The sequence below is a fragment of the Streptomyces aidingensis genome (assembly GCF_900112355.1).
Taxonomy (GTDB): domain Bacteria; phylum Actinomycetota; class Actinomycetes; order Streptomycetales; family Streptomycetaceae; genus Streptomyces; species Streptomyces aidingensis.
In genome coordinates this window covers 334,691-360,608 of record NZ_FOLM01000002.1, presented here as the reverse complement: position 1 = coordinate 360,608, position 25,918 = coordinate 334,691, and the positions used below count along the sequence as shown (strand labels likewise).

24 protein-coding genes are annotated in these 25,918 nt (G+C 74.0%); 13 read left to right on the top strand and 11 right to left on the bottom strand.

Annotated elements, in window-relative coordinates:
* The first annotated feature begins 138 nt into the window (after positions 1–138).
* Positions 139–678 carry an NUDIX hydrolase gene (locus BM242_RS06135; protein ID WP_093837624.1) on the top strand — a complete coding sequence of 180 codons (540 nt, stop codon included), beginning with the start codon at positions 139–141 and terminating at the stop codon, positions 676–678.
* Here the strand turns inward: BM242_RS06135 and BM242_RS06130 are convergent.
* The 4 genes from BM242_RS06130 to BM242_RS06115 all read right to left on the bottom strand — a co-directional run bounded on the left by BM242_RS06130 (position 656) and on the right by BM242_RS06115 (position 4,560).
* The gene (locus tag BM242_RS06130) at positions 656–3,016 is read right to left on the bottom strand and encodes an ATP-binding protein (protein ID WP_107365091.1); all 2,361 of its coding nucleotides are present in this window, start codon (positions 3,014–3,016) and stop codon (positions 656–658) included. The genes BM242_RS06135 and BM242_RS06130 overlap by 23 nt on opposite strands.
* A 94-nt stretch (positions 3,017–3,110) precedes the next feature.
* Positions 3,111–3,740 (bottom strand): DUF6879 family protein, encoded by a 630-nt coding sequence (locus tag BM242_RS06125; RefSeq protein ID WP_093837623.1) that lies wholly within the window; start codon positions 3,738–3,740, stop codon positions 3,111–3,113.
* Positions 3,730–4,002, bottom strand: a complete 273-nt coding sequence (locus BM242_RS06120; protein WP_093837622.1) for a hypothetical protein — start codon at positions 4,000–4,002, stop codon at positions 3,730–3,732. The genes BM242_RS06125 and BM242_RS06120 overlap by 11 nt, the downstream gene beginning before the upstream one ends.
* 108 nt (positions 4,003–4,110) lie before the next feature.
* Positions 4,111–4,560, bottom strand: a complete 450-nt coding sequence (locus BM242_RS06115; RefSeq protein WP_245833860.1) for an ATP-binding protein — start codon at positions 4,558–4,560, stop codon at positions 4,111–4,113.
* 226 nt (positions 4,561–4,786) lie between these two features.
* On the opposite strand from BM242_RS06115, the gene BM242_RS06110 reads away from it, so the two are divergent.
* The 3 genes from BM242_RS06110 to BM242_RS06100 are packed head-to-tail and all read left to right on the top strand — an operon-like array spanning position 4,787 to position 6,662.
* Positions 4,787–5,638, top strand: a complete 852-nt coding sequence (locus BM242_RS06110) for a helix-turn-helix domain-containing protein (protein ID WP_093837621.1) — start codon at positions 4,787–4,789, stop codon at positions 5,636–5,638.
* A 13-nt stretch (positions 5,639–5,651) separates the two neighbouring features.
* Positions 5,652–5,846, top strand: a complete 195-nt coding sequence (locus tag BM242_RS06105; RefSeq protein ID WP_093837620.1) for a DUF397 domain-containing protein — start codon at positions 5,652–5,654, stop codon at positions 5,844–5,846.
* Between the two features lie 48 nt (positions 5,847–5,894).
* Positions 5,895–6,662 carry a ZIP family metal transporter gene (locus BM242_RS06100; RefSeq protein WP_093837619.1) on the top strand — a complete coding sequence of 256 codons (768 nt, stop codon included), beginning with the start codon at positions 5,895–5,897 and terminating at the stop codon, positions 6,660–6,662.
* A 65-nt stretch (positions 6,663–6,727) separates the two neighbouring features.
* On the opposite strand, the gene BM242_RS06095 is transcribed toward BM242_RS06100, so the two are convergent.
* Positions 6,728–7,849 (bottom strand): citrate synthase 2, encoded by a 1,122-nt coding sequence (locus BM242_RS06095; protein ID WP_093837618.1) that lies wholly within the window; start codon positions 7,847–7,849, stop codon positions 6,728–6,730.
* 478 nt (positions 7,850–8,327) lie between these two features.
* Here BM242_RS06095 and pdxH point away from each other — a divergent pair, with 478 nt between their 5' ends.
* Complete coding sequence (gene pdxH / locus BM242_RS06090; protein WP_093837840.1) at positions 8,328–8,966, top strand: pyridoxamine 5'-phosphate oxidase; 639 nt, start codon at positions 8,328–8,330, stop codon at positions 8,964–8,966.
* Positions 8,967–9,306: 340 nt separating this feature from the next.
* Here pdxH and BM242_RS06085 read toward each other — a convergent pair whose 3' ends face one another.
* Positions 9,307–10,122 carry an SIS domain-containing protein gene (locus BM242_RS06085; RefSeq protein WP_093837617.1) on the bottom strand — a complete coding sequence of 272 codons (816 nt, stop codon included), beginning with the start codon at positions 10,120–10,122 and terminating at the stop codon, positions 9,307–9,309.
* A gap of 238 nt (positions 10,123–10,360) precedes the next feature.
* Between BM242_RS06085 and BM242_RS06080 the strand changes: the two genes are divergently transcribed.
* Complete coding sequence (locus BM242_RS06080) at positions 10,361–11,053, top strand: iron-dependent transcriptional repressor DtxR (protein ID WP_093837616.1); 693 nt, start codon at positions 10,361–10,363, stop codon at positions 11,051–11,053.
* Positions 11,054–11,272: 219 nt separating this feature from the next.
* Here BM242_RS06080 and BM242_RS06075 read toward each other — a convergent pair whose 3' ends face one another.
* Positions 11,273–11,920 carry a bifunctional DNA primase/polymerase gene (locus BM242_RS06075; RefSeq protein WP_245833859.1) on the bottom strand — a complete coding sequence of 216 codons (648 nt, stop codon included), beginning with the start codon at positions 11,918–11,920 and terminating at the stop codon, positions 11,273–11,275.
* Positions 11,921–12,292: 372 nt separating this feature from the next.
* Here BM242_RS06075 and BM242_RS29235 point away from each other — a divergent pair, with 372 nt between their 5' ends.
* The 4 genes from BM242_RS29235 to purU all read left to right on the top strand — a co-directional run bounded on the left by BM242_RS29235 (position 12,293) and on the right by purU (position 17,131).
* Positions 12,293–13,855, top strand: coding sequence for an NsdA family TPR-like regulatory protein (locus BM242_RS29235; protein ID WP_093837614.1), 1,563 nt, complete (start codon positions 12,293–12,295; stop codon positions 13,853–13,855).
* A 137-nt stretch (positions 13,856–13,992) separates the two neighbouring features.
* The gene (locus BM242_RS06065) at positions 13,993–15,570 is read left to right on the top strand and encodes a hypothetical protein (protein ID WP_093837613.1); all 1,578 of its coding nucleotides are present in this window, start codon (positions 13,993–13,995) and stop codon (positions 15,568–15,570) included.
* An 88-nt stretch (positions 15,571–15,658) separates the two neighbouring features.
* Positions 15,659–16,105 carry an SCO4402 family protein gene (locus BM242_RS06060; RefSeq protein ID WP_425443813.1) on the top strand — a complete coding sequence of 149 codons (447 nt, stop codon included), beginning with the start codon at positions 15,659–15,661 and terminating at the stop codon, positions 16,103–16,105.
* Positions 16,106–16,216: 111 nt separating this feature from the next.
* Positions 16,217–17,131: a formyltetrahydrofolate deformylase gene (purU, locus tag BM242_RS06055; protein ID WP_093837611.1), complete on the top strand. Its 915-nt coding sequence runs from the start codon at positions 16,217–16,219 to the stop codon at positions 17,129–17,131.
* An 11-nt stretch (positions 17,132–17,142) separates the two neighbouring features.
* Here the strand turns inward: purU and BM242_RS06050 are convergent, their stop codons facing one another.
* Together BM242_RS06050 and BM242_RS06045 are read right to left on the bottom strand one after the other, a co-directional pair.
* On the bottom strand, positions 17,143–18,513 hold the full coding sequence (locus BM242_RS06050) for a zf-HC2 domain-containing protein (RefSeq protein WP_093837610.1): 1,371 nt from the start codon (positions 18,511–18,513) through the stop codon (positions 17,143–17,145).
* The gene (locus tag BM242_RS06045) at positions 18,513–19,220 is read right to left on the bottom strand and encodes an RNA polymerase sigma factor (protein WP_093837609.1); all 708 of its coding nucleotides are present in this window, start codon (positions 19,218–19,220) and stop codon (positions 18,513–18,515) included. The genes BM242_RS06050 and BM242_RS06045 overlap by 1 nt, the downstream gene beginning before the upstream one ends.
* Positions 19,221–19,598: 378 nt before the next feature.
* On the opposite strand from BM242_RS06045, the gene BM242_RS06040 reads away from it, so the two are divergent.
* Both BM242_RS06040 and BM242_RS06035 read left to right on the top strand, forming a co-directional pair.
* Positions 19,599–19,973 (top strand): STAS domain-containing protein, encoded by a 375-nt coding sequence (locus tag BM242_RS06040; protein WP_175541290.1) that lies wholly within the window; start codon positions 19,599–19,601, stop codon positions 19,971–19,973.
* Positions 19,974–20,266: 293 nt separating this feature from the next.
* On the top strand, positions 20,267–20,728 hold the full coding sequence (locus BM242_RS06035) for an ATP-binding protein (RefSeq protein WP_245833857.1): 462 nt from the start codon (positions 20,267–20,269) through the stop codon (positions 20,726–20,728).
* A gap of 68 nt (positions 20,729–20,796) precedes the next feature.
* Here BM242_RS06035 and BM242_RS06030 read toward each other — a convergent pair whose 3' ends face one another.
* Together BM242_RS06030 and BM242_RS06025 are read right to left on the bottom strand one after the other, a co-directional pair.
* Complete coding sequence (locus BM242_RS06030) at positions 20,797–22,065, bottom strand: flavin-containing monooxygenase (protein WP_093837607.1); 1,269 nt, start codon at positions 22,063–22,065, stop codon at positions 20,797–20,799.
* 142 nt (positions 22,066–22,207) lie between these two features.
* Positions 22,208–22,855, bottom strand: coding sequence for a TetR family transcriptional regulator (locus BM242_RS06025; protein ID WP_093837606.1), 648 nt, complete (start codon positions 22,853–22,855; stop codon positions 22,208–22,210).
* A gap of 389 nt (positions 22,856–23,244) precedes the next feature.
* On the opposite strand from BM242_RS06025, the gene afsK reads away from it, so the two are divergent.
* Positions 23,245–25,917 carry an outer membrane protein assembly factor BamB family protein gene (gene afsK, locus BM242_RS06020; protein ID WP_093837605.1) on the top strand — a complete coding sequence of 891 codons (2,673 nt, stop codon included), beginning with the start codon at positions 23,245–23,247 and terminating at the stop codon, positions 25,915–25,917.
* Position 25,918: the final 1 nt, after the last annotated feature.

Genomic DNA, 25,918 nt, shown 5'->3' with positions numbered 1-25,918 from the left:
AACCGTTAGTAACTTCTCTCAGGTGACACGCGCACCCCGAGAGCCCCCGCCGCGGGTGGTTATCCGGCCGCCGCCCGTGGATACGGATCACCCACCGGGAACGATCATGCGGCGGCACACGGCAGTCAGGAGCGGCACATGCGGTGGCAGGTCCACGGCGAACGGCAGATCTACAGCAACCCCTGGATGAACGTCTGGCTGGCCGATGTGGAACAGCCCGACGGCCACCGCTACGAGCACCACGTCATCCGGCTCCGCGACCTGGCGGTGGCCGCCCTGCTGGACGAGCACCGCGAGCGGGTCCTGATGCTCTGGCGGCACCGCTTCGTCACCGACACCTGGGCCTGGGAACTGCCCATGGGCCTGATCGAGAACGGCGAGACGCCGCAACAGGCCGCCGCCCGCGAACTGGAGGAGGAAACCGGCTGGCGGGCCGGCCGCCTGACGCCCCTGGTCTACGCCCAGCCGGCGGCCGGCATCCTCAGCTCCGACCACCATGTCTTCCTCGGCCACGACCCACGGCACATCGGAGAGCCCACCGAACTCAACGAAGCCTCCCGCATCGAATGGATTCCGCTGCGCGACCTGCCCGCCATGATCGACCGCCGGCAGATCGTCTCCAGCGCCACCCTCACCGGCCTGCTCCGCCTGCTCATCAGCCCTCCGGCCCCGCGCTGACCAGCCGCCCCACGATCACCTCACGCAACCCCACCGCCCGGGCGTCCCCGTACCCGTCCAGCAGCCCCAGCGCCTCCCGCCACCGCTCCCGAGCCGTTTCCGGGGCCTTCCCGTCCACCGCGCGGGCCAGCCCGTCCAGCGCCACGGCCCGGTTCCACCGGTCGGCCTGCTCACCGTGCGCGGCGGCGGCCCGGCGGTAGAACTCCGCCGCCTCCGCGTGACGTTCCAGCGCCAGGTACACCTCCCCGGCCCCCTGCCACCCCAGCCCTTCCCGCCCGCGGTCACCCAGCCGCCGGTGCAGCACCGAAGACCGCTGGAACGCCTCCAGCGCCCCCTCCGGCTCCCCGGCCGCCAGCCGCGCGGCGCCCAGGCTCAGCAGCCAGTACGCCTCCAGCACCCGATTGCGCAGCCCCAGCGCGATCTCCACGGCGGCCTCGGCGCTCCGCACGGCCTCGGCCGGTTCCCCGCGCTCCCGCTGAATCTCGCTCAGCAGCCGCAGCGCGTTGCCCTCGCCCCGCCGGTCCCCGCGCGCCCGGTACACCTCCAGCGCGGCCCCCACCGCCGCATCGCCCTCGGCGAGCCGGCCCGCCCGGACATGGACACTGGCCAGATTCGCCAGCACCGTCGCCGCCCAGCGCACCTCGCCCGACTCCCGGAAGATGCCCAGCGCCGCCGTCAGCAGCTCCTCCGCCCGGCCCAGCTCCCGCCCGCGCAGCCGGGCCAGCGCCAGCGCGTTCAGCGCCTCTCCCTCCCCCTGCCGATTGCCCAGCGCCCGGTGGATCGCCAGCGCCTCGCCGTGGTGCTCGGCACTTTCCGCCGGCAGCCCGGCCCGGGTGCAGGCCATGCCGAGCGCCGTGCGCAGCCGGGCCTGTGCCTCCCGGTCACCCGTCTCCCGGGCGGCTTCCAGGCCGATCCTCCCCATGGCCAGCCAGTCCGTCACCGGTACCGACTGCGCCCGCGCCCCCCAGAACACCTCTGCCAGCCGCCAGACCAGGCCGGCAAAGCCGGCCTCCCGGACAGCCCTGGTGAGGGGGAGAAAGCCCGGGTGCTCGGCCTCGATCCAGTCCACCGCCTGGTCGTAGTCGGCAAACGTGACGGGACGGGCGGCCTCCTCGTCACCGGTCCCCGGGTCCTCCTCCGGAATCAGAGAGGTACCCCCGGCCGACTCGCGCCGGGCGGCAGCTGCGGTACGCAGATACCAGACCGCCAGCCTGCGCACCGCCCCCAGGCGCTCCTCCGGCGGTTCCTCGGTCCGTCCCTGTTCCGCCGCATACGCGCGAAGCAGATCGTGGAACTCGAACCGGTCCGGCGCGGTCTGCTCCACAAGATGCGCGCCGACGAGCGAGTCCAGCAATTGACGCACCCGTCCCGGGGCCGTCCCGGCGAGCGCCGCCGCTGCCGCAGCAGTGAAGCTCGGTCCCGGAAAAAGACCCAGCAGCCGGAAGAGGCGCGCGGCGTCCTTCGGCAGTGCCCGGTAGGACCATGCGAAGACGGTACGCACGGCTTCGGCTTCGTCCTCGTCGCCGGTGCTGAGCGCGTCCCAGAGCGCGGATTCGTCACGCAGATCGGCAATGAGGTCCTCCAGCCGGAGATACGGGCGGCTGACCGCCCGTTCGGCCGCGATCCGCAGGGCCAGCGGCAGCCGGGCGCACAGGCGGGCGAGTTCGGCGAGCCGCCCCGCGTCGTCTTCGGGGCGATATCCGGTGGTGAGGGCGCGCAACAGGGCCACCGCGTCGTGCTCCGGGAGAGTGCCGAGCGGGAGCCGCTGCGCTCCGTCCCGGATCGCCAGCCCCGACAGGCGGCTGCGGCTGGTGACGATGGTCAGGCACGCGCCGCTGCCCGGCAGCAGTGGCCGGACCTGGCCGAGGGAAGCGGCGTTGTCCAGCACGATGAGCATCCGCCGGTCCGCCAGCAGCGAGCGGTACAAGGAGGCGGCGGCCTCGGTATCGGCCGGAATACCGGTGGCGGGCACCCCCAGCGCCACCAGGAACCGGTGCAGCGCCTGTGGGGCCGTGACGGGCTCGCCCGGATCGTAACCGCGCAGATTGACGTACAACTGTCCGTCGGGGAAGTGGTCCTTGATCTGGTGTGCCCAGTGCAGAGCGAGGGATGTCTTTCCCGCCCCGGCGGTCCCGGCGATCACGCAGACCTGCACCATGAGCGGCTTGCCGTCCTCCCCGGTCAGCACCGCGTTGAGGCGTTCAAGCTCCTCGGTACGGTTCACAAACCCACGGACGTCCGCCGGTAACTGCCGTGGCTTCGGTGGCACCTCCCGGTCGCCGGTGCGCTCGGCCCGGTGGAAGTGCACCCCGCCGCTGACCTGACCGGCCTGCACCACGTCCCGCGATGTTCCCGACAGCTCGGAGTGCGTACCGCCTGCCCGCTCCCCGGGGCGTTCCCTGTCCCCGCCGATGATCCTGTCCCCTTTCCGCTCAGGCGGCCGGCGGCGGAGGAAGCGGCGCCACCTCACGGGCGAAGTAGGGGGCGATGTCTTCCCCGATTCTGTACAGGCCCTTGATGAGTTCCTCTGCCCGTCTCACGGTGTCGGGGGCGGTGAACCGGATGGCACCGTCCGGAACGCCGTCCCGCGTGTAGCACACCTCGTAGAGCACCTGCCCGCCCAGTGACACCAGCTCCGGGAGCGGTCCGGCCGCCTCCAGGCCGCCGAGCTGCTCGGTCCTCACCACACGCACCCGGGTGCCGTACTCCGCCTGCTGGCGCAGCGAGTGCAGCTCCCACTGCACGTAAGGGCTCAGCGGCTGCCGCACGATGCGTACCCGGTACTTGACGAGTCCTCTCTGTGCGTCTTTCTGCTTCTCTTGGGCGAGTTGTGGGCGTCGCTCGTCGAACAGCCGCAGGGCGGCGGCCCAGTCGCCCCGGCGGAGGGCGTCGCGGCTGGCGCTCCCGATCTCCTCGAAGTGCTGCCGGCGTTCCAGCTTCCAGAAGCCGCTGTCCCGCAGGGCTTCCATCCGTCGCCGGAAGTCGGGCCGGTACACCTCCCGAGTCAGGCGTTCCCCGGCGCTCCGGCGAAGCCGCAAGGGCTCCAGTACTTCAGACGGCATCGGTGATGTCCGGTTTCGCAGCGCTCAGCATGGCCCCGGGGATGACCACCAGCCGCTCATCCGCCCCGAGGGCGACCCCCTCGGGCAGACGGCTCTCGTAGGCGGAGGTGAGATCCCGTCCGATGACAGCGACATCCCCGTTGTCCAGCAGCCAGATGTCCGGACACTCGTCCTCGCCGTCGGAGTTGCCGAGTTCCCGTGCCGGTTTCCCCAGCCGTTTGGCGAACGACGCCGACGGGTCTGCTTCCCACGTTCGTGCCACCGGGACCCCCTGTCCGTACCACGGGAAACGTGTGCGTCATGCATGAATGGTGATGTCCTCGCTACGGAGTGTAGGGATCGGTGGGGGGCCGGACAAGGCGGAATCGCGTCAGGCGGTCTTGCGGAGTTCGAACCAGACGCTTTTCTCGTGGGGGTCGGGGGCGCCGTGCCAGGTGATGCCCCAGGCGGTGGCGAGTGCGGCGACGAGGGCGAGGCCCCGGCCGCATTCGTCGTCGGCGTCGTGGGCCGCCATGGCGCGCTCCTCGGGGACGGTGCGCGGCGAGGCGTCCACCACGGCGATGAAGACCCGGTCGGGCCGCACCGAGGTCCGGACGGTGAGCAGGGGTACGCGGGTGTGCAGGTAGACGTTGGTGACGGCCTCGCTGACCAGCAGTCTGGCGGTCTCGGCGAGGCTGCCGTGTCCGGTGTGCCGGAGCAGGCCGGCGACATGGTCGCGGGCCAGCCGGGGAGTGTCGGAGGCGTTCGGTGCGGTGAAGCGGTAGGTGCGGACCGGATGTGCCGGGACCCGGCGCATGCGGGCGGACAGGGCGGTGACCATGCGGACTCCCAACGCTCGTCGTCTGCCTCACCGTTTCGGCGCGCCACCGTGGCCCGGCCGGGCAACTGCCCCGACTGCACTGCGGATTCACTGACTCGCTCAGCGTGAGGGGGTTCTCAGCCTAGAGCCTGCTGTCGATAATTTTCTACGCATTCGGCGATGATGCTACCCAGAACAGTCTTTCTATTTCGGCGCTGTGGCAGGATGGCGGCGAGGAGGAAGTCTCATGCCATCGAGGACCGCACCTACCGCTCGACAGAGGCGCATCGGCTGCGAGTTGCGGAAGCTGCGCGAGCGGATCGGGATGACACCGATGCAGGCGGCCGAGGAACTGGGGACCAACCGGGCCGGGATAAGCAACATGGAGACCGGGCGCTTCGGCGTCAGCGCGGAGCGGGTCAGGACCCTCGCCCGCATCTACTCCTGCCCCGACGCGGCCTACGTCGATGCCCTGGCGGCGATGGCCGAAGAGCGGGTCAGGGGGTGGTGGGAGCACTACCGGGACAAGCTGCCCGCGACCGCCCTGGATCTGGCCGAGCTGGAGCACTTCGCACGAGCCATGCGCACCATCCAGATCATGCACGTTCCGGGGCTGCTCCAGACCGAGGAATACGCCAGGGCGGTACTCGCCATCGACGTACCGGAGCCGAATCCCGTAGAGCTGCGCCGCAAGATTTCCTTTCGCATGCGGCGTCGGGATGTGCTCGACCGGGACGACCCGCCGCAGTGCACATTCCTGGTGCACGAATCAGCGTTCCGCCTGGAAACCGGCGGGCCCAAAGTCGCCAGGCGGCAACTCGACCATCTGCTGGAAGCCTCCGAGCGGCCCAATGTGACGCTCCGGGCGATTCCTTTCTCGGCCGGAGTGCTCCCCAACACAGGGCTTTCCACGGTATATGCCTACGCTGCCGTGCCGCAGCTCGACACTGTGCACCTCGAAGTCCGCCACGGCCACGCACTGCTGGACGCGGAGACCCACCTACAGAACTACCGGGCTACCATGAGCCGGGTCGAAAACATCTCCCTGACCCCTGAAGAGACGCGTGAACTCATCGCAGACATCGCGCGATTCATGTGAAGGCGGGCGTGGCATGACGGAGATCCACTGGCAGAAATCGTCTTTCTCGACAGACCAGCATGAATGCGTCGAAATAGGCAGCGCCGCCCGTGCGCTGCTGCTGCGGGAGAGCGAGGCGCCGGGGGCGGTGCTGGTGGCGGACGCGGTGCGGGTGGCGGCTCTGCTGCGGGCGGTGCGGGGCGGGGCGCTGGGCCGGTCGGCTGACTGAGCTGCGTCGTCGTGGCCCGGTGGGCCGCCACCCGGTAGACCGGACCGCATGGCGGAAATCGTGGAGGCCGGACTCTGGGGGCTAATGGGCGGTTCGGCACTGCTGATCGGGGCGCTGATCGGCTACCGGGTGCCGGTGCCCGCCCGGATCGTGGCCTCGGTGATGGCCTTCGGCGCGGGCGTGCTGCTCTCCGCCGTCTCGTTCGAGCTCGTCGGGGAGGCGTACGAGCAGGGCGGCATGGGGCCGGCGGCCATCGGCACGCTGGCCGGGGCCGTCGCGTACACCCTGGGCAATGTCTGGCTGGACCGGCGCGGCGCCCGGCACCGCAAGCGGTCCGGGGCCGCCGGGGCCGCGAAGCACCGGCAGCCCTCCGAGGCGCAAATGGCCGGCTCCGGCGCCGCGCTGGCGCTGGGCGCGCTGCTGGACGGGGTGCCGGAGTCGGCGGCCATCGGCGTCAGCCTGCTGGACGGCGGCGCGGTCAGTACCGTCACCGTCATCGCGGTCTTCATCAGCAATGTCCCCGAGGGGCTGTCCAGCTCCGCCGGGATGCGGCGGGCGGGCCGCCGCCCCGGCTATGTCTACGGTGTCTGGGGCTCGATCGCCGTGGCTGCCGCCGTCTCGGCGGTGCTCGGCTACGCGGTGCTCGGCACCTTCTCCACGGCCGTGGTGGCGGCGGTCACGGCGATCGCCGCCGGGGCGATCCTCGCCATGATCGCCGACACCATGATCCCCGAGGCGTTCCAGGACGCGCATCTGGCGATCGGCCTGATCACCGTCTGCGGTTTTCTGGTCTCCTTCGCGCTCTCGCACGCCTGAGCGGGGCGGGAAGGGGGCAGAGAACCGCCCCGCCCCGCCCCGCCCCGGCGGGAGCGGAGGCGGGGTCAGACGCCGGAGCCGTAGGGCGGGCGGGCGGCGGCCGGATAGCCGGGGATCTCGCGCGGGTCGCGCCCGCCCGGGCCGGTGTAGCGGGCCGAGGGACGCACCAGCCGGCCCGTGCGCATCTGCTCCAGAATGTGCGCCGACCAGCCCGCCGTCCGCGCACAGGTGAACATCGCCGTGAACATGTGCGCCGGGACCTCGGCGAAGTCCAGCATGATCGCCGCCCAGAACTCCACATTGGTGGCCAGCACCCGGTCCGGGCGGCGGCTGCGCAGCTCCTCCAGCGCCGCCTCCTCCAGCGCCACCGCCACCTCGTAGCGCGGCGCGCCCAGTTCCTTGGCCGTGCGCCGCAGCACCCGCGCCCGCGGGTCCTCGGCCCGGTACACCCGGTGCCCGAAGCCCATCAGCCGGCGGCCCGCGTCCAGCTCGCGCCGCACAAACGCCCGGGCGTCGCCGGTCCGCTCCACCTCCTCGATCATTCCCAGCACCCGGGACGGCGCGCCGCCGTGCAGCGGCCCGGACATGGCGCCCACCGCTCCCGACAGGGCCGCCGCCACATCCGCGCCGGTGGAGGCGATCACCCGGGCGGTGAAGGTGGAGGCGTTCATGCCGTGCTCGGCGGCGGAGGTCCAGTAGGCGTCCACGGCCGCGACGTGTTTGGGGTCGGGCTCGCCGCGCCAGCGGCGCATGAAGCGCTCGGCGATGGTCTCGGCCTTGTCGATCTCCTTCTGCGGCACCATCGGCAGACCGGTGCCGCGCGCCGACTGCGCCACATAGCTCAGCGCCATCACCGCGGCGCGCGCCAGGTCGTCCCGGGCCTGCGCCGGGTCGATGTCCAGCAGCGGCTTCAGGCCCCAGGCGGGGGCGAGCATGGCGAGCGCCGACTGCACGTCCACCCGGATGTCGCCCGAGTGGACCGGGATCGGGAACGGCTCGGCCGGCGGCAGGCCCGGCTCGAAGGTGCCGTCCACCAGCAGCCCCCACACGTTCCCGAAGGAGACGTGCCCCACCAGGTCCTCGATGTCCACCCCGCGGTAGCGGAGCGAGCCGCCCTCCTTGTCCGGCTCGGCGATCTCCGTCTCAAAGGCGATCACCCCTTCAAGACCAGGTACGAAATCCGACATCTGCGGCTCCTTGTCAGGCTGTGTGCGTCAGGCGGTAACGGACCGTGGGGCGGTGGGGCGGGCACGCGGTGTCTCGTGCCTCCGGCGGTCCGCTGCGCGGCATTTCGGCACGTCGTGCGCGTTCCGGAATGGCCTCGCGGGGTCCGGGGAAGCCGGTGCCGCTGTCGTTGGCGGCACGCAGTGCCCCGAGACCCGGACGGTCACCATAGCGCCGGGCGCGGCGCGGCCACAGGGGAACGCCGCCGGGCGGCGCGTCCGGGCTGTCGGCGGCATGCTGCAAGATATGGCCGTGTCCCAAGCCGCCCACGCCGAACGACCCGACCGCCGCCGTCCCGCCACCGACTCCGCCGGCCGCTCCGCCGGCCGCTCCGCCGGCCGTCCCGCAGGCCGCGCCGCAGGCCACCGGGACCCCGCCACCGAGGCGGTGCACGAGCCCGCACATTCGTCCGTACCTTCCCCGTTTCTCGATCCCGCCGCGATGCGGGTGCGTTACCGGCGCGAAGGACTCCATGAGCAGGGTCTCGCCCCCGACCCGGTCCGGCAATTCGCGCGCTGGTTCGCCGAGGCCGCGGAGAGCGGCATCCATGAGCCGAACGCCATGATCCTGGCCACCGCCGACGCCTCCGGCCGTCCCACCGCCCGCACCGTGCTGCTCAAGGGGTTCGACGAGCGAGGCCTGGTCTTCTTCACCAACTACCGCTCCCGCAAGGGCCGGGACATCGACGCCAATCCGGCCGTCTCCCTGGTCTTTCCCTGGCATGCCATTGCCCGCCAGGTGATCGTCCAGGGCCGGGCGGAGCGCACCGGGCGGGACGAGACCGCGGCGTATTTCCGCACCCGGCCGCACGGCTCGCAGCTCGGTGCCTGGGCGAGCGAGCAGTCCGAGGTGGTGGCCTCGCGGGAGGAGCTGGACCGGATGTATGCGGAGCTGGCCCGGCGCTATCCGGAGGGTGAGGACGTGCCCGCGCCGCCGCACTGGGGCGGGTACCGGGTGGTCCCGGAGGAAGTGGAATTCTGGCAGGGCCGGGAGAACCGTCTCCACGACCGGCTGCGCTACACCCGCCGGCCCGGCGGCGGCGACCCCACCGCCTGGCGGATCGAGCGCCTCAGCCCTTGAGCCCGGGCCCGGGCCTGGGCCTGGGCCCGAGCCCCGGGCCCGGGAGAAGCGGCAGGGCCCGGAAAAACGGACAACCCGCGGGCCTGGTTCCCCCGCCGCCTGGCGGCGGCCGGGGGAGCCGGCCGGACGTTACCGGCGGCCCGCGGGTCGGGTGACTGCTTGGGATTGGCCGGCTGGGCCGGCAAACCGCGCTGATGCGGAGACTCGGCCCTAGGCCGCAGTCACCTCACGCGTCCGACTGTCATACATCTGCCGAACCACCTCCCTTCTCGTGTACCGGGAACAGTACGTTTCCGGCCGCCACCGCACAAGGGATTTACGCGCCTCGCGAAACCGCAGGTCAGCGCTGCCACAGGATGTGATCGGGGTGCTCGGCGCAGACGCGGGCGTTCCATTCCCGGCCGCCCTCGACATTGCCGGAGCGCAGCATGGGCGGCTGGATGCCGCGGGCGGCGAGTTCGCCGGCGGCGGTGGCGGTGACCGCCTGCATGATGGCGGAGGTGACCACGGTGGAGGCCGGGCCGAAGGGGGCGTCGATCCCCTCCTGGGTCAGTTCGGTGTCGCCGATGCCGATCTTGTTGTCGATGACGACATCGCAGTGGTCGCGCAGAAAGCTGCCGGACGGGTTCTTCGGGGTGGTCCGCTCCGCGTAGACGGCGGAGGTCAGGCCGATGATTTTCAGGCCCCGGGCGCGGGCGTGCGAGGCCATCTCGACCGGGAGGGCGTTGCGGCCGGAGAGGGAGATCACCACCAGCAGGTCGCCGGACCGGACCGGGGAGGTGTCCAGGGTCGCGGCGGCCAGACCGGAGACGCGTTCCAGGGCGCTGCCCAGGGTGGCGGGGCGGACGTCCACGCCGGTGGTGCCGGGCACGGAGAGCAGGTTGACCAGGGCCAGGCCGCCGGCCCGGTAGACCACGTCCTGGGCGGGGAGCGAGGAGTGCCCGGCGCCGTAGGTGAAGACCCGGCCGCCGGCGGCCACGGTGTCGGCGATCAGGGCGCCGGCCGCGGCGATCGGGCCGGCCTCCTCCGCCTGCACCCGCCGCAGCAGCCCCACGGCCGCGTCGAAGAACCGGTCGGCCAGCGTGTCCGTCGCCGTCGTCGCCGTCGTCGCCGTCGTCGCCGCTCGCGTCTGCCGCGCCTGGCCGGTGTCCGTCATCTGGGGTTGTCTCCTCGCCTGCCCGCTGATCCCGTCCGGTGGGTGTGCCGCACGTCACGGTGAGGTCTAAACCACTTTGCTGTCAAGAGCGGCCCCCGGCAACGGGGGCGGGCGCCGGGGGTGCGACGGCGGCTGTGACGGACTGTGTACAAGCCTCCGGTCGCGCGGGTCCGGTTGTCGGTGGAGTGCGTCAGAATTGAGTTCCAGGGCCACCGCACACAGCATTCGAGGGGCAGTCATGTCCGGACTCATCGACACCACCGAGATGTACCTCCGCACCATTCTGGAGCTGGAGGAGGAGGGGGTGGTACCGATGCGCGCCCGAATCGCCGAGCGGCTGGAGCAGAGCGGCCCGACCGTCAGCCAGACCGTCGCCCGCATGGAGCGGGACGGCCTGCTGATCATCGCCGGTGACCGCCATCTGGAGCTGACCGACGAGGGCCGGCGGCTGGCGGAGCGGGTGATGCGCAAGCACCGGCTGGCCGAGTGCCTGCTGGTCGATGTGATCGGCCTGGAGTGGGAGCATGTGCACGCCGAGGCCTGCCGCTGGGAGCATGTGATGAGCGACGCGGTGGAGCGCCGCGTGCTGGAGCTGCTCAACCATCCCACCGAGTCGCCGTACGGGAACCCGATCCCGGCCCTGGCCGAGCTGGGCGAGGCGGGCAAGCCCGATCCGTTCCTGGACGAGGGCATGGTGGCGCTCAGCGATCTGGACGCGGACGGCGGCAAGACGGTCGTGGTCCGCCGGATCGGCGAGCCCATCCAGACGGACACCCAGGTGATGCACACGCTGCGCCGGGCGGGTGTGCAGCCGGGGGCCTCGGTGAGTGTCACCCTGGGCAGCCACGGCGGTGTCACGGTGGGCAGCGGCGGCGAGACGGCGGAGCTGGAGCCGACGGTCGCCATGCATGTCTTTGTCGCCAAGGCCTGACGCAGGCCGGCGGCCGACCGGCGGATCCGCCGGCGGCGGTGGCGGCTGAGACCCCGGGCCCCGAGCACCCGGGGTCTTTCCCGCCTCCTCCCCGGATAAGTACTTCCCCGTGAAGACGGCTTTCAGCCATCCCCCGGACCTCACCCGAACGAGTGAATTACGGTTCAGTTGCGCGGTCATTGCCCCGCCGAGGTGCGTCGGCGGGGCCGTCGGCCCGGCTCAGCGGGACTGGCCGCAGCCGTACGCCAGCGGCGGCACCAGCTCCTCCGCGTCCGGCAGCCAGCGGTTGGCCACGGTCGGCCTGCGCACCCACTGCACCAGGCCGCGCGGCCCCATCCGGGTGGGCGGCGCGGGGATGTAACCGCCCTCGCCGTGGGCCGTCAGATCCAGGCGGCCGGCCGCCCAGCCGCTCCGGCGCAGCAGCACCGGCGTCCTGGCCGCGCTGCCCGCCAGCACGAAGAACATCATCCGGCCGGTGGGGGTGGCGCTGACCGGCCCCAGTGAGATCCCCATCCGCTCCATCCGGGCCAGCGCCAGACAGCCGGCGTGCTCGGGGACCTCCAGCACATCGAAGCTCCGACCGGTGGGCAGCAGCACGGACGCCCGCGGCCGGGCGGCCCACAGCGCCCGGGCGGCCGTCGCGCTGCCCGCGACCTGGGTCTCCCAGACCGGCGTCAGCGGGTGTGCCCCCGGCGCATCACAGTGCTCATCGGCGCACGAGCAGCGCAGGACTCCCGTGTGCTGCTCCAGCCATGCGCCGGGAAGCACCTCCCAGTGCCGCTCCGCGGCATAGTGGGCTGCGTGTTCCGCGGGATCCCCGCCCCGGTGGGCGGAACCCTGCTGCGGAATACCGACTCGTGAGGTCACTCCGATGCAATCATCCACATAAATCACAACTCCCGCTCCGAGCCGGGGTTACGGGCACGCCACGGGGCGCGGTTCGTGGGCGGGGCGCATCGGAGCATCTGCGGGGGCGTACGGCATGCGCGCCGGGCGGCGCTGGGAATCCATGATCAGGGACTTCGTTCCCGGCCCGCGGACGGCCGCCTCGCGGCCGTCCGGGCCACCACCGACCCGTCCGTCCCCGATCCCGTCCGTCCCCGATCCCGAGCATTCCGTTCCGACCTGTTCTTCCCGACCCCCCCGCGCACCCGGTGCGGCCCCGAGGCCGGCCGGGGTTTCCAGCACGACCAGCACCATCAGCGCCGGCGCGGCAGGCGGCGCCGGAGGGAGACGCAGATGATCGACAGAGCCGGGGTACCCGCTGCCAGGCAGCCCAACGAACGGCTGCTCGGGCTGATCAGAGAGGCGGGCTGCTCCAACGCCGGTCTGGCCCGCCGCGTCAACATGTGCGCGGCCGAGCGCGGGCTGGATTTCCGCTACGACAAGACCTCGGTCGCCCGCTGGATCCGCGGCCAGCAGCCGCGCGGCCGGGCCCCGGAGGTGATCGCCGAGGCGCTGGGCCGCAAGCTGGGCCGCGCGGTGTCCGTCGACGACATCGGCATGGGCGGCACCCGGCAGCAGGGTTCGGCCATCGGCCTGGGCTTTGCCGGCGGGCTCGCCGAAGGGCTGGAGAGCGCGCGGGAGCTGTGGCGGTTCGACGTCAGCCGCAGGGACATGGCGCTCACCGCGCTGGGCACGGTCCCGGCCCTCGCCACCGCCGCGCCGACGGCCGGGCCGGCCCTCGGCGCCGCCACCACTGCCACCGCCACCGCCGCCACCGTCGCCACCACCGCCACTGCCGCCACCGGCGGCGGCACCGCCGCCGCGGTCTCGCCCGCGGCGCTGGTCGAGCCCAGCCGGGACTGGCTGATCACCCCCGTGGACGAGCAGGTGGCCCGGGCCTCGCCGGCCGGCGGGCCGGCCGCCCATCCGGCCCGCGGCCGGGTGGGCGCGGCGGATGTGGAGGCGGTCACCGCCGCCACCACCGCCCTGATCGACCTGGACCGCAGATGGGGGGCCGGGCTGGTGCGGCCCCTGGTGGTGCACTACCTGGACAGCGTGGTCGGCCCGCTGCTGACCGGCTCCTACCGGGAGGACGTGGGGCGGCGGCTGCTCGGCGCGGCGGCCCGGCTCACCGAACTGGCCGGCTACATGGCGGTGGACAGCGGCCAGCACGGACTCGCCCAGCGCTACTACATCCAGGCGCTGCGGCTGGCGCAGGGCTCCGGGGACCGCGGCTTCGGCGGCTATGTGCTGGCCGCCGGGATGAGCCACCTCGCCGGGGAGCTGGGCAACCCGCGGGAGGTGGTGCAGTTGGCGCGCGCCGCCCAGCAGGGCACCCGCGGGCGGGTGCCGACCCGTGCCGACGCGCTGTTCCTGGCCGCCGAGGCGCGCGGATACGCGCAGCTCGGGGACCGGGAGGGCTGCCGCCGGGCGGCATCCCGGGCGCTGGCGGCGCTGGAGCGCGCCTCGGGGGGAGGGGAGGACGAACCGGTCTGGATCACGCACTTCGACGCCGCGTATCTGGCGGACGAACTGGCCCACTGCCACCGCGACCTGGGGCAGGGCGCGGCGGCCGAGCGACGTGCCGAGGAGGCGGTGTCCGGCCACCCGGAGGGCCGTACCCGGCGGCGCGCCATCGGCCTGCTGGTGCTGGCCACCGGGCGGCTGCAGCAGGGCGAGCTGGACCATGCCTGCCATACGGCGAGCGAGGCCGGGGCCCTGCTGGCGGGGGTGCGCTCGCGGCGCGGGGCCGAGTATTTCGAGGACTTCCGCCGCCGTCTCGTGCCGCACCAGGCGGAGCGGCCGGTCCGTGAGTTCACCGACCGCTGGCGCGACGGCCTGGCCGCCCACCGCTGACTCCCGGTGCCCGCGGCGAGGAGCGGTCGGCGTGGCCCGGTGCACGTGCAACCCGGTACCGTTGCTCGGCGGTTGCCGCGGGCAGGGTGCCCGCCCGCCCGGGACCGGGCCGCCGTGAGGACTTGAGGAGTCACCAGGTGACGAGCCACTTCGGGCACGACGAGGAGCCGCGCGAGGGCGTGGTGCTGCCGTCGAACGGCCGGCCGTGGGAGCGGCCGGCCGATGGCCCGGAGCAGCCCGGCGCCGCGCCCGCCGAGGGGCTGCCGTGGGGCACGCCCTGGGGGCCGGGCGCGGACTCCTCGCCCGCGGCGCCGCCGCCCGCGGCGCCCGCGGCTCCGCCGCCGCCCCGGACACCTCCGCCGCCACCGCCGCCGTCACTGCCCGAGCCGCTGCCGCAGTCGTCGCCGCAGGCGCCGCGCCCGGCGGCGGCCGGTCCGGCGGTGCCGCCGATGCCCGCGTCTCCGCCCCCTCCGCCGCAGGATGCGGAGACCCGGATACTGGGCGTGGTGCCGGACCCGCCGCCGGACGGGGCGACCGCGCTGATCCGTCCGGTGCCCGCCGCCGGCCCCGGCGACGACGGCGCCACCCGGCTCCTCGCGCCGGTGCCCGGGGCCCCGGGCCCGGACGAGGCCGCCACCGAACTCATCCCGCCGGTCACGGCCGGGCCGGAAGCCGACGAGGCGGCGACCCGGCTCATCCCGCCGGTCACCGGAGCCCCGCAGCCCCCGGAGGAGGCGGTGACCCGGCTCATCCCGCCGGTGTCCGGCACACCGGACACCACCGAGACCCGCGCCATGCCGCCGGTCCCCGGCGAGACCCACCATCAGCCGTATGAGCCGTATGAGCCGCGGGAGCCGTATGAGCCGCGGGAGACGTACGAACAGCAGCCGCACCGTACGCCGCCGCCCGGTCCCGGCGGCCGGGCCGCCGCCCGCCGGGCGCGGGAACGCCGGCGGGTCCGCAGCGCCCCCTCCCCGTTCGCCCTCGGCGCCGTCGTGGTCGCCGTCTGCGCCGTGGTCGGCCTGGGCGTCGGCGCCCTGCTCGGCGGCGGCGACGACGCCCCCGGCACCGGCGGCGGCGCCACCGAGGCGGCCGGGGCCGGCGAGAGCGACGGCGATCCCGCCCGCTCCGGCGCCGGTGACGACGACCGGTCCTCCTCGGCCGGCTCCGAGCAGCCCGGCGACGGCACCGACGGCATCGATGGCACCGACGGCACCGACGGCACCGGCGAGGGCGAGGAGCAGACCGCCGGGGCGGCCCGTCCGCAGGCCGAGGCGCTCTCCGCGCTGCTCGGCGAGAGCAGCAGCAGCCGCGAGGCCGTGATCAACGCCGTCGCCGACATCCAGTCCTGCACCCGGCTGAAGGCCGCCGCCGAGACCCTGCGCACCGCCGCCGGACAGCGCGACGCCCTGGTCACCCGCCTGGAAGAGCTCGCGCTGGACGCCCTGCCGCAGCACCAGGAGCTGTACAACGCCCTGCACGAGGCCTGGACCGCCTCCGCCGAGGCCGACGCCTACTTCGCCGCCTGGGCCGACGAGGTGCGTGACCGCAAGAAGCGGATGTGCAAGGAGGGCAGCCCGCAGAGCACCGGGAACGCGGCGGAGGCCGTCCGGGCCAGCGGCGAGGCCACTACCGCCAAGGAGCGGGCGGCAGGCCTGTGGAACCCGATCGCCGCCGAGCACGGTCTGCCGGAGCGCCAGGCCACCGACCTGTGACCGGCCGCTCACCCACCGCAGGGAACGTACGATCGATTCCGTGCAAGCCTCGGACAGCTCTTCCCGTCACGGCCGTCGGTCCCCCACCATGAACCGCATGGCGCACAACGACATGCCCTGGTGGCGCTGGCGCACCAATGTGCGCTCGGCGCTCCATATGCTCTCCGATCCCGTCTTCCAGCAGGAGCGCTGGGCGGCGGGCGTTCCGGGCTACGGCGACGTGACGGACGCCGTCTACCGCCTGGTGGAGGACACCTGGCTGGACAACTGGTCGGCCGAGAAGTACCTCGGCACGGTCTTCCGTGATGCCGAGGAGGTCGCGCTGGTGGACGCCGCGGTGCTGCGGGTGCTGCGCATCCTGCACCAGGTCGGCGCGGACGCCCCGGCCCAGGCATACTTCCAGCACCCCGGCTGGCCGGAGGCGGTGCAGGCGGCCCGCGCCGCGCATCTGAGGCTGGCCACCGCGGACGGGGACGACCCCGAGGCGCCGCCGCCCAGCCTGGAGCAGCTCAGCGCCGCCCTGCACACCTTCTGAGCTCCGCGCGTCCCGGGCGTCCCGGTGTTGCGGGTGTCCCGGCGCCGTCGCGCTGTCCGCATGGCAGGCGGGGGACCGGGCGGCCCCTGGGGTGTGCCAGGCTAGGAGGCTATGACCTCCTCGTCGTCGAGTCCCTCCCGCGCCGCCGCCGCCGCCGCGGCCCGGCCGCCGCGCCCCGCGCAGTATCTGCTGACGCTCTCCTGCCCGGACAAGCCGGGCATTGTGCACGCCGTGTCCAGCTATCTCTTCATGACCGGCTGCAATATCGAGGACAGCCAGCAGTTCAAGGACCACGACACCAACCTGTTCTTCATGCGCGTGCACTTCAGCGCGGACGAGCCGGCGGTGACCCTGGAGAAGCTGCGGGCCAGCTTCACCGCGGTCGGGGACTCCTTCCGGATGGACTGGCAGCTCCACCGGGCCGACGACAAGATGCGGGTGCTGCTGATGGTGAGCAAGTTCGGGCACTGCCTGAACGACCTGCTGTTCCGCACCCGGATCGGCGCGCTGCCGGTGGAGATCGCGGCCGTGGTCTCCAATCACACCGACTTCTCCGAGCTGGCCGGGTCCTACGGCATTCCCTTCCATCACATCCCGGTGACCCGGGACACCAAGCCGGAGGCCGAGGCGCGGCTGCTGAGGATCATCGAGGACGAGGGCGTCGAGCTGGTCGTGCTGGCCCGCTACATGCAGGTGCTCTCGGACGATCTGTGCAAGCAGTTGCCCGGCCGGATCATCAACATCCACCACTCCTTCCTGCCGAGCTTCAAGGGCGCCAAGCCGTACCACCAGGCACACACCCGCGGGGTGAAGCTGATCGGCGCCACCGCGCACTATGTGACCGCGGAGCTGGACGAGGGCCCGATCATCGAGCAGGAGGTCGAGCGGGTCGGGCACGAGCTGTCCCCGGAGCAGCTGGTGGCGGTCGGGCGGGATGTGGAGTGCCAGGCGCTGGCCCGCGCGGTGAAGTGGCACAGCGAGCGCCGCGTGCTGATCAACGGCCGCCGCACCGTCGTCTTCTCCTGAGCCCGCCGGTTTCAGAGGCGGGAGAGGGCGGCGGCGGCGAACAGCAGGTCGTGGACGATGCGCTCGTCGCCCTCGGTGCCGGCCGCGGCCTCGTCCGGGGAGATCCGGCCGGAGGCCAGCTGACAGAAGGCCACGTCCTCCAGCGCCACCCGGGCCACCGGGTCGGCCGCGGACACCGGTGCGGTGGGCGAGTCCAGCGGGATGTACCAGTCGCCGCCGCCGCTGCCCTCCACCTCCAGATGGACGGTGCGGCCCGGCTGGCCGACCGGGGTCAGCCGGGGCGGCGAGAGCGCCAGCCCGGCACGGCGGCGCTGGGCCAGGCTGCCCGCCAGCCGCCGCGCCACCAGATCCACCACCATCCGCAGATGGGCGCCCTGGGGCGGGCCGTAGGGGTAGTCGATGGCCCGGGCGATGTCGTCGCCGTGCACCCAGCAGGCGAAGGCGCGGTCCAGGAACGCGTCCGGCAGCGACAGCGTGCCGCCGTCCAGCAGCTCGGGAATCCGGTACGGCACCTCGACCGAGGTCAGGCCCGGTCCGCCGCCGGTCCGGCCGGCCGCGCTCAGCAGCGCCCTGGTCTGTTCCCGCCATTCGGTGTGGGCCCGCTGCGGGGCGAGGGCGCGGGCCGGGGCCGCGCTGTGCCACTGCGCGTGGGTGCGCAGGGTGGGATCGACGGGAGCGGACTCGCCCAGCGGATCGGGCAGCGACAGGGCCCGGGCCAGCAGCCCGTCCACGGCCAGCAGGTGGTCCATCACCCCGGCCACGGTGGTGGCGTGCTCGGCCATGGCGCCCTCGGTGAACCAGCGCAGCGGGACCGCGGTGCGCCATTCGTCGGCGGCCATGTCGTGCAGCAGGGCGTCCAGCCGGGCCGCCTCGGCGTCGTAGGGACCGGCCCAGGACGGCAGCGGAAGCCGGGCCGGGCGACGGGCCAGGCATGCCTCCAGGACCTGGTCGCGCAGCCCCGGGTCCAGGTCCAGGCTGCGCCGGGGCTCCAGCAGCGGCACGGCGTCGCGCAGCCGCAGGGCCTCCTCGGCGCAGGCGGCGCAGTCGTTGAGGTGGTCCTCGACGGCGGCGTTCTCGGCGGCGCTGCACGCGCCCAGCGCCCAGGCGCCGAGCAGTGAGGTCAGGGCATGGTGGGCGGCGGCCGACGGCGCGGGCAGCCCGCCGGAGCCGGTGCTCCCGTCGGCTCCGGTGCCCTCCCCGGTGCCGTCGGCTCCGCCCCCTGCGGCGCCCTCGCCGGCTCCGCGGGTCGCGGCGCCGCCGCCGGACGGGGTCCGCCGGGCGGCCGGAGCACCCGGTGCGGCGGTACGGCGGCGCGGCTGCGGCATCCGGGCCGGTGCCGCCTCCCCCGGGTGCGCCCGGTTTCCCGGCTCCCGTTCGGCCATCACTCCCCCTCTCCGCCGTCCCGCCGGAGGGTTCCCGGGGCTCCCGGGGCTCCCGGGGCGCCCGGCTCCGGGCCGCAGGTGACCACCGGGGGACCGGTGAACGCCGCCGGCGGCGGGGCGGCCACGGCGCTGGGTGGGGTCATGGTGGGTGCCTCCTCCGCCCGGCCGCTGCCGCGGCTCTCCCCGGTGCCGCCGTAGCCGGCGGCGGTGGCGAGCAGTTGCAGCCCCAGCCGCAGTCTCCGGCGGGCCTCATCCTCGGCTATCCCGAGCCGCTCGGCCACCTCTCCGTACGACAGCCGCTGGAATCGCGTCAATGCCAGGGCGTCCCGCAGCGGCGCCGGCATCGAGGTCGCGATGTAGTCCGCGCGGGCGGCGGTGGACGCCGCCCGTACCTGTGCGGCGAGCTGCTCGGGCTCCCCGGCGGCCCGCTCCCGGAGGCGCGCCACCCCCAGCCGGTGCGCCTCGGCGGCGACCCAGGACCGCATCGGGCCGCGCGCCGGGTCGAAACGGTCCGGCGACTCCCACAGCCCGGCGAAGACCTCCCGGGTCACCTCGGCGGCGGCCTCGCCGTCCCCGACCAGCCGGGCCGCGATGCTGTACGACAGGGAGGCGAAGCGGTCGTACAGCTCCGCCAGGGCGGCGGCCTCCCCCTCGCGCAGGCGCTCGCGCATGGCCCGGTCCCAGCGCGGGGGCGTCTCGTGCGCCATGGCGACCCCACCCCTCCCCACCGTCGTCGTGGTCCGTCAACTCTAGTCGCCGGGGCCGGCCGGCCCCCGTGACGGGCCCGGAGGACGGGGGCTCCCGGCCCGGAAGACGCAGCACCGGCCGGACAGGATGAGCCGGCCGGCGACCCGGTGTCATGAGTGGTCCGGCGGAAAGTGGGCAGAGCGCTTCACGAGCCGTTTTCCGTCCGTCCGGTGATCCTCCCGGCAAGCCGGGCCGGGCTTAGAGTGGTTCCTCATCCCGGGAGGGGTGTCCCGTACCAGCCGACGGGACAGGCCGCGGAGGGCGCGCTGCGCGATTCCGCGGGCGTCAGTGTTGCGGAAGAGTGTTGCGGAAGACGAGATGCAAAGGGGCTGCGGCACGTGTCTTTGAGAGTGCTGCGAGAGAAGCGGGGGGAGTGGGCGGTGCTCCGGGTCGAGGGTGAGCTCGACCTGGTCACCGCGCCGTCGGTGCGCCAGCAGGTGCACGACGCGGTGGCGGACGGGCGCCGGAATCTGGTGCTCGATCTCGCCGGGGTGCAGTTCTGCGACTCCAGCGGGGTGGGGGTGCTGATCGCGGCGCGCCGCCTGATGCGGTCCTGCGCCGGGCGCCTGCGGCTGATCCTGCCCGCCCAGGGTGCGGAAGACGGCTCCCATGTCAACCGGGTGCTGGCCGCGCTCGGGGTGCGCCGGCTCTTCGACTGCTATCCGGACCTGGAATCGGCGGCCGACGACGCCGCCGAGCCGCTGTCCGCCTGAACGTTCCTCCGCGGGTGTTTTCGCCCGCACCGTGGAGAGTCGAACGCGCGGTGTTCGAGAGGTGCGGCCAACACTCGCACACTTTGCGGCAGACGTACTCCTTTGCGCCGGAATATGCCCGAAGCGCTTGTTGCCCCCGTCGTGTGTCACCCATGCTGAGGCTCCCCCGGTTCGCGGTTTTCCACGAACACGGTGCGGCGGCCGGAAGCGGCCGCGCCGCGGCCGGGACTGCCCAGACGCCCGGCCCCTGGCTATCCGGGAAGAATTCCGGAACGAAAACGGTGAGAGCGACAGTGCAGTGGCTCCTGAGACAGTTGGACGTCGGCCGCGACCCGGAGGAGGTGCGCCGCGCCCGGCACTGGGTACGGGCACAGCTTGAGGCCAGACCGGGCGGCCCGGACCCTGAGCAGGTCGACACCCTGGTGCTGCTGGTCTCCGAACTGGTCACCAACGCGCTGGTGCACACCGCCCGGCCCGCCGTGCTGCGGCTCGCCTTCGCGGTGCCGGAGGCCGGCCGGCCGGACGCCGCGGTCCGGCTGGAGGTCGCCGATGTGAGCAGCCGGGCTCCGGTGCGGCGCAGCGCGGGCGGTGAGGACACCGGGGGGCGGGGCCTGGAGCTGGTGGAGCTGCTGGCCGACCGCTGGGGCTGGGGATACGAGGGGGACGGCAAGCGGATCTGGTGCGAGCTGGACTGCGCGGACCGGGCCGCGGCCGGAATCCGGCCGGAGACCCGGGAGTCCGTGTCGGGCCGGTGACGGAAAGGTTTCAGCCAGGTGCCGACGGCCGGATCCGGCGCGATGACATGCCCGCCCCGGCCGGCCGCTCAGGCGCCCCGGCCGCCCGGCGTGCCCGCCGCGTTCGCGGTGCCCGTGGTTCCTGTGGTTCCTGTGGTTCCCGCGGTGCCGTCCGCAGCCGCGCGTTCGCGGCCCCGGCGGGCGGAGCCGCGATCGCTCAGCTCGCGGGCCACCGCGGCGGCGATCCGCGGCGCCTCACGGGCCAGCTCCCGCAGCATGCCGCTGATCGGGTTGGTGAAGCCGGTGAACCGCAGCCCGGGCGCGGCCGGATGGGTGTCCCGGCCGTGCACCAGCGGCAGCCCGTCCCCGTCCAGCACGCCGAGATGCCCGACCAGGGTCTCCAGCCCGCGGCGGTACCCGGTGGCGCAGATCACCACCTCCGGGCCGATCATCTCGCCGTCCGCCAGCAGCACCTTGCCGCCCTCGAAGCCCTGCACCGCGGCGACCGGTTCCACCAGCCGCCGCCGCACGGCCCGCACCAGGCCGGCGTCCTGCACCGGGATCGCCCCCTCCAGAACCCGTGAGTAGAGACCGGTCTCCGGGCGGGGCAGGCCGTACTCCGAAAGATCGGGCAGGGTACTGGCGAGCGGCCGGGCGAGCCGGTCCACCAGGCGCACCGGCAGCCGCCGGCACAGCACCCCGCTCGCCTGGGCGGGCCAGCCGAGGGTGGAGCGGCGCACGATGTGCGGCGCCGTGCGGACCGCCAGCCGGACCCGTCCGGCGCCGTTCCCCGCCAGATCGGCGGCGATCTCGGCGCCGGTGTTGCCCACCCCGACGACCAGCACGTCCTTGCCCCGGTAGGGGGAGGGCTCGCGATACCGGGCGGCGTGCAGCAGCTCACCGGTGAAGCCGTCCCGGCCGGGCCAGCGGGGCACCCGGGGGGTGTGGTTGTAGCCGGTGGCGACGATGACGGAGGAGGCGCGCAGCTCCCGGCCGCCGTTGGCGCTCAGCAGCCAGCCCTGCCGTCCGGGGGCCGCCTCGATGCGGGAGACCTCGACGCCGGTGGCCAGCTCCAGCCGGTGGTGGCGGGCGTATTGCTCCAGATAGGAGACGAAGTCGTCGCGGGCCACCCAGCGGCCGGCCGACCGCGGTATGGACAGGCCGGGCAGTGCGGACCAGCGGCGGGTGGTGTGCAGCCGCAGCCGGTCGTAATGGCCTCGCCACGCCGTCCCGACATCGCTGCCCTTTTCCACCACGACGGTGCGGACGCCGCGCTGCCGGAGCGCGGCGGCGGTGGCCAGGCCGCCGGGACCGGCGCCTATGACGCAGACCGGGGAAGGGGTGTCGGCTATCGGCATGTCCCGAGCATACGCAGGGGCGCAATGCCCCAGCAGAGGTGCGAGCCGTCCGTTATGCGCCCGTGTCGAGCGACGTCCGCGCCCGGCGCGGTCGCGGCCGGCCCGGATGGCCGGCGGGCTCGTCCACGGGCCGCCCGGCAGGTTACCTGGCGGGCTTCTTGCCGGTGATGCCCAGGTGGACGAGGTGGACCAGGGCGGGCTTGAGATCGGTCTGCTTGGCGCCCAGCGTCTGCAGTGCCTTGGGCTGGGCGGCGACCGAGGCGAGCATCGAGACCAGGGAACCGGCCACCGCCGCGGGCGTCAGTTCCTTGTCGAACCGGCCCTTGGCCTGCATCTCCTCCATGGTGCCGGTGAGCGGCTTGGTCACCGCGCCCAGGACCTTGGTGCGCAGCCGCACAAAGCGCCGGTCGCCCTCGGCCGCGCCGAGGTCGATCACCCGCAGAATGGCGTCGTGCTTGCGCCAGAAGGCGAGAAAGCCGTCCACCAGGCCCTCGGCGGACTCCGCCGCGGCGCGCCCGGTCCAGGACCGCTCGGTGACCAGGTCGGAGAGCGCGGCGCTGTCCTGCACCGCCTCGCCGGCGATCTCCAGGACGGCCGCCTCCACATCGGGAAAGTACTGGTAGAAGGTGGCCGGCGAGGTGCCCGCCTTGCGGGCCACGTCGATGACCCTGACATCGCGGTACGGAGACGAGCCAAGCATCTTCCCGAGGTTGTCGAGCAGCTTCTGCCGCGTCGCCTGACCGCGGCGGCCGGCCACCCGCCCGTCTACGGTCGTCACTTGTCCTGTCATGCCGTCAGCTTATCGACAAATGATCACGGCGCGATCTGATCGCATCCGAATGGGGTGCGGCCCCGGGCGGGCGGTGCCGGGGCCCTCATCCGGGCCGGGCGGCGGGAAGGTACGCTCCATCCCGCCGTGACCCGCCGTGACCCGCCGTACCCCGCCGTATCCCGCCGCCAGCCGGGGACCGGAAGGACACCACAGGGCAGGACGACCGGAGAGAAGCAGCACGGCACGACGGTACGACGGCACGATGGCGCGCCGGCCGGATCCGGCCCCGGCTTCGCCGGTGTCGGTCCCTGGCGCAACAATCATTCCTGAGGACCGCATCGCCCCGGCGTAATGAGATGCTGCTGTGGGCGGCATTTCTCAGCGCCCTTACGGGGAGGTGGCAGGACATGGTGGAGCCGCTGACGCAGCACGATCCACGGCGGATTGGGCCCTTCGAGGTCCTCGGGCGGCTGGGCTCCGGGGGAATGGGCCTTGTCTACCTGGCGCGTTCGGCGTCCGGGCGGCGGGTGGCGATCAAGACGGTGCGCACCGAGCTGGCCGAGGACCAGCTCTTCCGGATCCGGTTCAGCCGGGAGGTGGAGGCGGCCCGGGCGGTGAGCGGTTTCTACACCGCCGCCGTGGTGGACGCCGACGCCCGTGCCGCCGTGCCCTGGCTGGCCACCGCCTATGTGCCGGCGCCCTCCCTGGAGGAGATCGTCAACGAGTGCGGTCCGGTGCCGCCGCAGGCGGTGCGCTGGCTGGCGGCCGGCGTGGCCGAGGCGCTGCAGTCCATCCACGGCGCCGGGCTGGTGCACCGCGATCTCAAGCCCTCCAACGTCCTGGTGATGGAGGACGGCCCGCGGGTGATCGACTTCGGCATCGCCTCCGGTGTCTCCAACACCCGCCTCACCATGACCAATGTGGCGGTGGGCACCCCCGCCTACATGTCGCCCGAGCAGGCCCGGGACTCGCGGGGGGTCACCGGTGCGAGTGATGTGTTCTCGCTCGGCTCCACCCTGGTCTTCGCCGCCACCGGCCATCCGCCGTTCCACGGCGCCAACCCGGTGGAGACGGTCTTCATGCTGCTCCGGGAGCAGCCCGATCTGGAAGGGCTGCCCGAGGAACTGCGCCCGCTGATCGAGGCCTGCATGTGCCCGCGGCCCGAGGAGCGGCCCACCCCGGGCCGGCTCCAGGAAATGCTGGCCCCGCACCTGTTCGCCTCCGGGGACGACAGCGGCACGGCCTCGGCCTGGCTGCCGCCGGGCGCGGTCGCCCTGATCGAGCGCCGCCGCTACGGCCGGGCCCGGACCAGGCCGCCGGCCTCCGGCGGCGGGCGCGGCCGGCACTCGGCGCCGCCCTCCCCGCACTCCCCGCCGTCCTCCCCGCCGCCGCCCTCGGCACCGCCGTCTCCGCCCCCGCCGTCCGTGCTGCCCGGGACGCCCGGTCCGGTGTCCGGCGGCGCGGAGCCCGGGCCGCCCCCGCCGCCGGCTCCGCCGCGCGGCCCGGAGCGCCCGCCCGCCCGGCACCCGGCCCACGCCCCGTCCGATCCGTCCCGGGAACCGGCCGCCGCGGTGGCGGCGCCGGCCCCCGGGCGGCCCGTGGTGCCCCCGCAGCCCGCCGCACCGCCGCCCTCCGCGCCCGGCGCCGCTCCGGCCCGGTCCCCCGGGCCGCCGCCCGGCCCGGAGGAGGACGCCGGCACGGTGCGGCTGCCCCGCCACTCGGCTTCCGCAGCTTCCGGGGCTTCCGCAGCTTCCGGGTCCGCCGGCCCGGCGGCCCCCGAGCGGACGCCGGGCTGGGCCCGCCCGGCGGGCGGCGAGGCCGCACCCGCCGAGCGGCCGTCACCCGCCCATGCCGCACCCGCCCCGGCGCCGTCCTCGGACGGGCACTCCCGCTCGGTCGCCGCGCCGCCCTCGGTCGGTCCCGGCCGGGTGTCCGGGGCCGCGCCCGGCTGGCGCCCCTGGCGGTTCCGGATGTCCAACGACCTGTGGGGCTCCCCGACGGTCCGGGACGGCCTGCTCTACGTCACCTCCTTCGAGGTGCACGCGCTGGACGTGGCCAGCGGGCGGCGGCAGTTCAAGACCCGCGAGGTGGCCTGGACGATGGCGGTCAGCGGCGGCCGGGTGCTGGCCACCGACGGCGACAGCCTCTACGCCCTGGACTCCACCGACGGCGCGGACCGCTGGCGCCGGCCCACCGAGGGCCGGATCTACTCGCTCAGCGCCGACCGCGGCACGGTCGTCACCGCCGCCCGCGGCGGCACCGTCGCCGCCTGGGAGGCCGCCAACGGCGAGCCGCTGTGGGACGTCTCCGGCATGCAGGCCGAGTTCGAGTCCGCCGGCACCGGCCCGGTGATCGCCGACGGCACCGTCTACCTCTGGGGCGACGACCACCTCTACGCCTTCCAGGCGCGCACCGGCGACCGGCTGTGGCGGCACCGGGTGGGCGATTCCTCGGTCACCGGCTCGGTCCCGGTGCGGGTGCACCCGGGCGGGGACGGCATGGTCTATGTGGCCGCCGGCTCCCGGGTGTTCGCGCTGGACGCCACCGGCGGCGGGGAACGCTGGCGGTTCGACACCCCGGCCGCGGTGCTCTGCCCGCCGGTGTACGCGCCGGCGGCGCTGACCGGCGGCGCGGGCGGCGTCTTCTTCACCGACTACCTGGGCACCGTCTACGCCCTGGACCCGGCCACCGGGGACGACCGCTGGCGGCTGGCCACCGAGCCGCGGCAGTCCCCGGAGCCGGTGGTGGTGGCCGACGGGCTGGTGCATCTGGGCAGCGGCAGCGCCATGTACACCCTGGACGCGGTCAGCGGCACCCCGCGCTGGCGGTTCGCTGCGGGCGAGCCCATCGTCGGCGCGCCGGTCGTCGTGGACGGCCGGGTGCACTTCGGCTCCGAGGACTTCTGCCTCTACACCCTGGACGCGGCCGGCGGCCGGCTGACCTGGAAACTCAAGACCGGCGGGGCCATCACCGGCTCACCGGTGGCCGCCGACGGCATGGTCTTCGCCTGCAGCGCCGACCGCTGCGTCTACGCGCTGGACGCCGCCCTCGGCACCGCCCGCCCCGCCGACCGGAACTGAG

Bases quoted from the DNA above. Each gene is read 5' to 3' on its own strand.
- BM242_RS06025 (WP_093837606.1), bottom strand. From the start codon at position 22,855: ATGACAGGACAAGTGACGACCGTAGACGGGCGGGTGGCCGGCCGCCGC.
- BM242_RS06110 (WP_093837621.1), top strand. From the start codon at position 4,787: ATGCCATCGAGGACCGCACCTACCGCTCGACAGAGGCGCATCGGCTGC.
- BM242_RS06050 (WP_093837610.1), bottom strand. From the start codon at position 18,513: ATGGCCGAACGGGAGCCGGGAAACCGGGCGCACCCGGGGGAGGCGGCA.
- BM242_RS06080 (WP_093837616.1), top strand. From the start codon at position 10,361: ATGTCCGGACTCATCGACACCACCGAGATGTACCTCCGCACCATTCTG.
- BM242_RS06135 (WP_093837624.1), top strand. From the start codon at position 139: ATGCGGTGGCAGGTCCACGGCGAACGGCAGATCTACAGCAACCCCTGG.
- BM242_RS06115 (WP_245833860.1), bottom strand. From the start codon at position 4,560: ATGGTCACCGCCCTGTCCGCCCGCATGCGCCGGGTCCCGGCACATCCG.
- BM242_RS06100 (WP_093837619.1), top strand. From the start codon at position 5,895: ATGGCGGAAATCGTGGAGGCCGGACTCTGGGGGCTAATGGGCGGTTCG.
- BM242_RS06105 (WP_093837620.1), top strand. From the start codon at position 5,652: ATGACGGAGATCCACTGGCAGAAATCGTCTTTCTCGACAGACCAGCAT.
- BM242_RS06095 (WP_093837618.1), bottom strand. From the start codon at position 7,849: ATGTCGGATTTCGTACCTGGTCTTGAAGGGGTGATCGCCTTTGAGACG.
- BM242_RS06060 (WP_425443813.1), top strand. From the start codon at position 15,659: ATGAACCGCATGGCGCACAACGACATGCCCTGGTGGCGCTGGCGCACC.
- BM242_RS06085 (WP_093837617.1), bottom strand. From the start codon at position 10,122: ATGACGGACACCGGCCAGGCGCGGCAGACGCGAGCGGCGACGACGGCG.
- purU (WP_093837611.1), top strand. From the start codon at position 16,217: ATGACCTCCTCGTCGTCGAGTCCCTCCCGCGCCGCCGCCGCCGCCGCG.
- BM242_RS06030 (WP_093837607.1), bottom strand. From the start codon at position 22,065: ATGCCGATAGCCGACACCCCTTCCCCGGTCTGCGTCATAGGCGCCGGT.
- BM242_RS29235 (WP_093837614.1), top strand. From the start codon at position 12,293: ATGATCGACAGAGCCGGGGTACCCGCTGCCAGGCAGCCCAACGAACGG.
- afsK (WP_093837605.1), top strand. From the start codon at position 23,245: ATGGTGGAGCCGCTGACGCAGCACGATCCACGGCGGATTGGGCCCTTC.
- BM242_RS06045 (WP_093837609.1), bottom strand. From the start codon at position 19,220: ATGGCGCACGAGACGCCCCCGCGCTGGGACCGGGCCATGCGCGAGCGC.
- pdxH (WP_093837840.1), top strand. From the start codon at position 8,328: ATGCGGGTGCGTTACCGGCGCGAAGGACTCCATGAGCAGGGTCTCGCC.
- BM242_RS06125 (WP_093837623.1), bottom strand. From the start codon at position 3,740: ATGCCGTCTGAAGTACTGGAGCCCTTGCGGCTTCGCCGGAGCGCCGGG.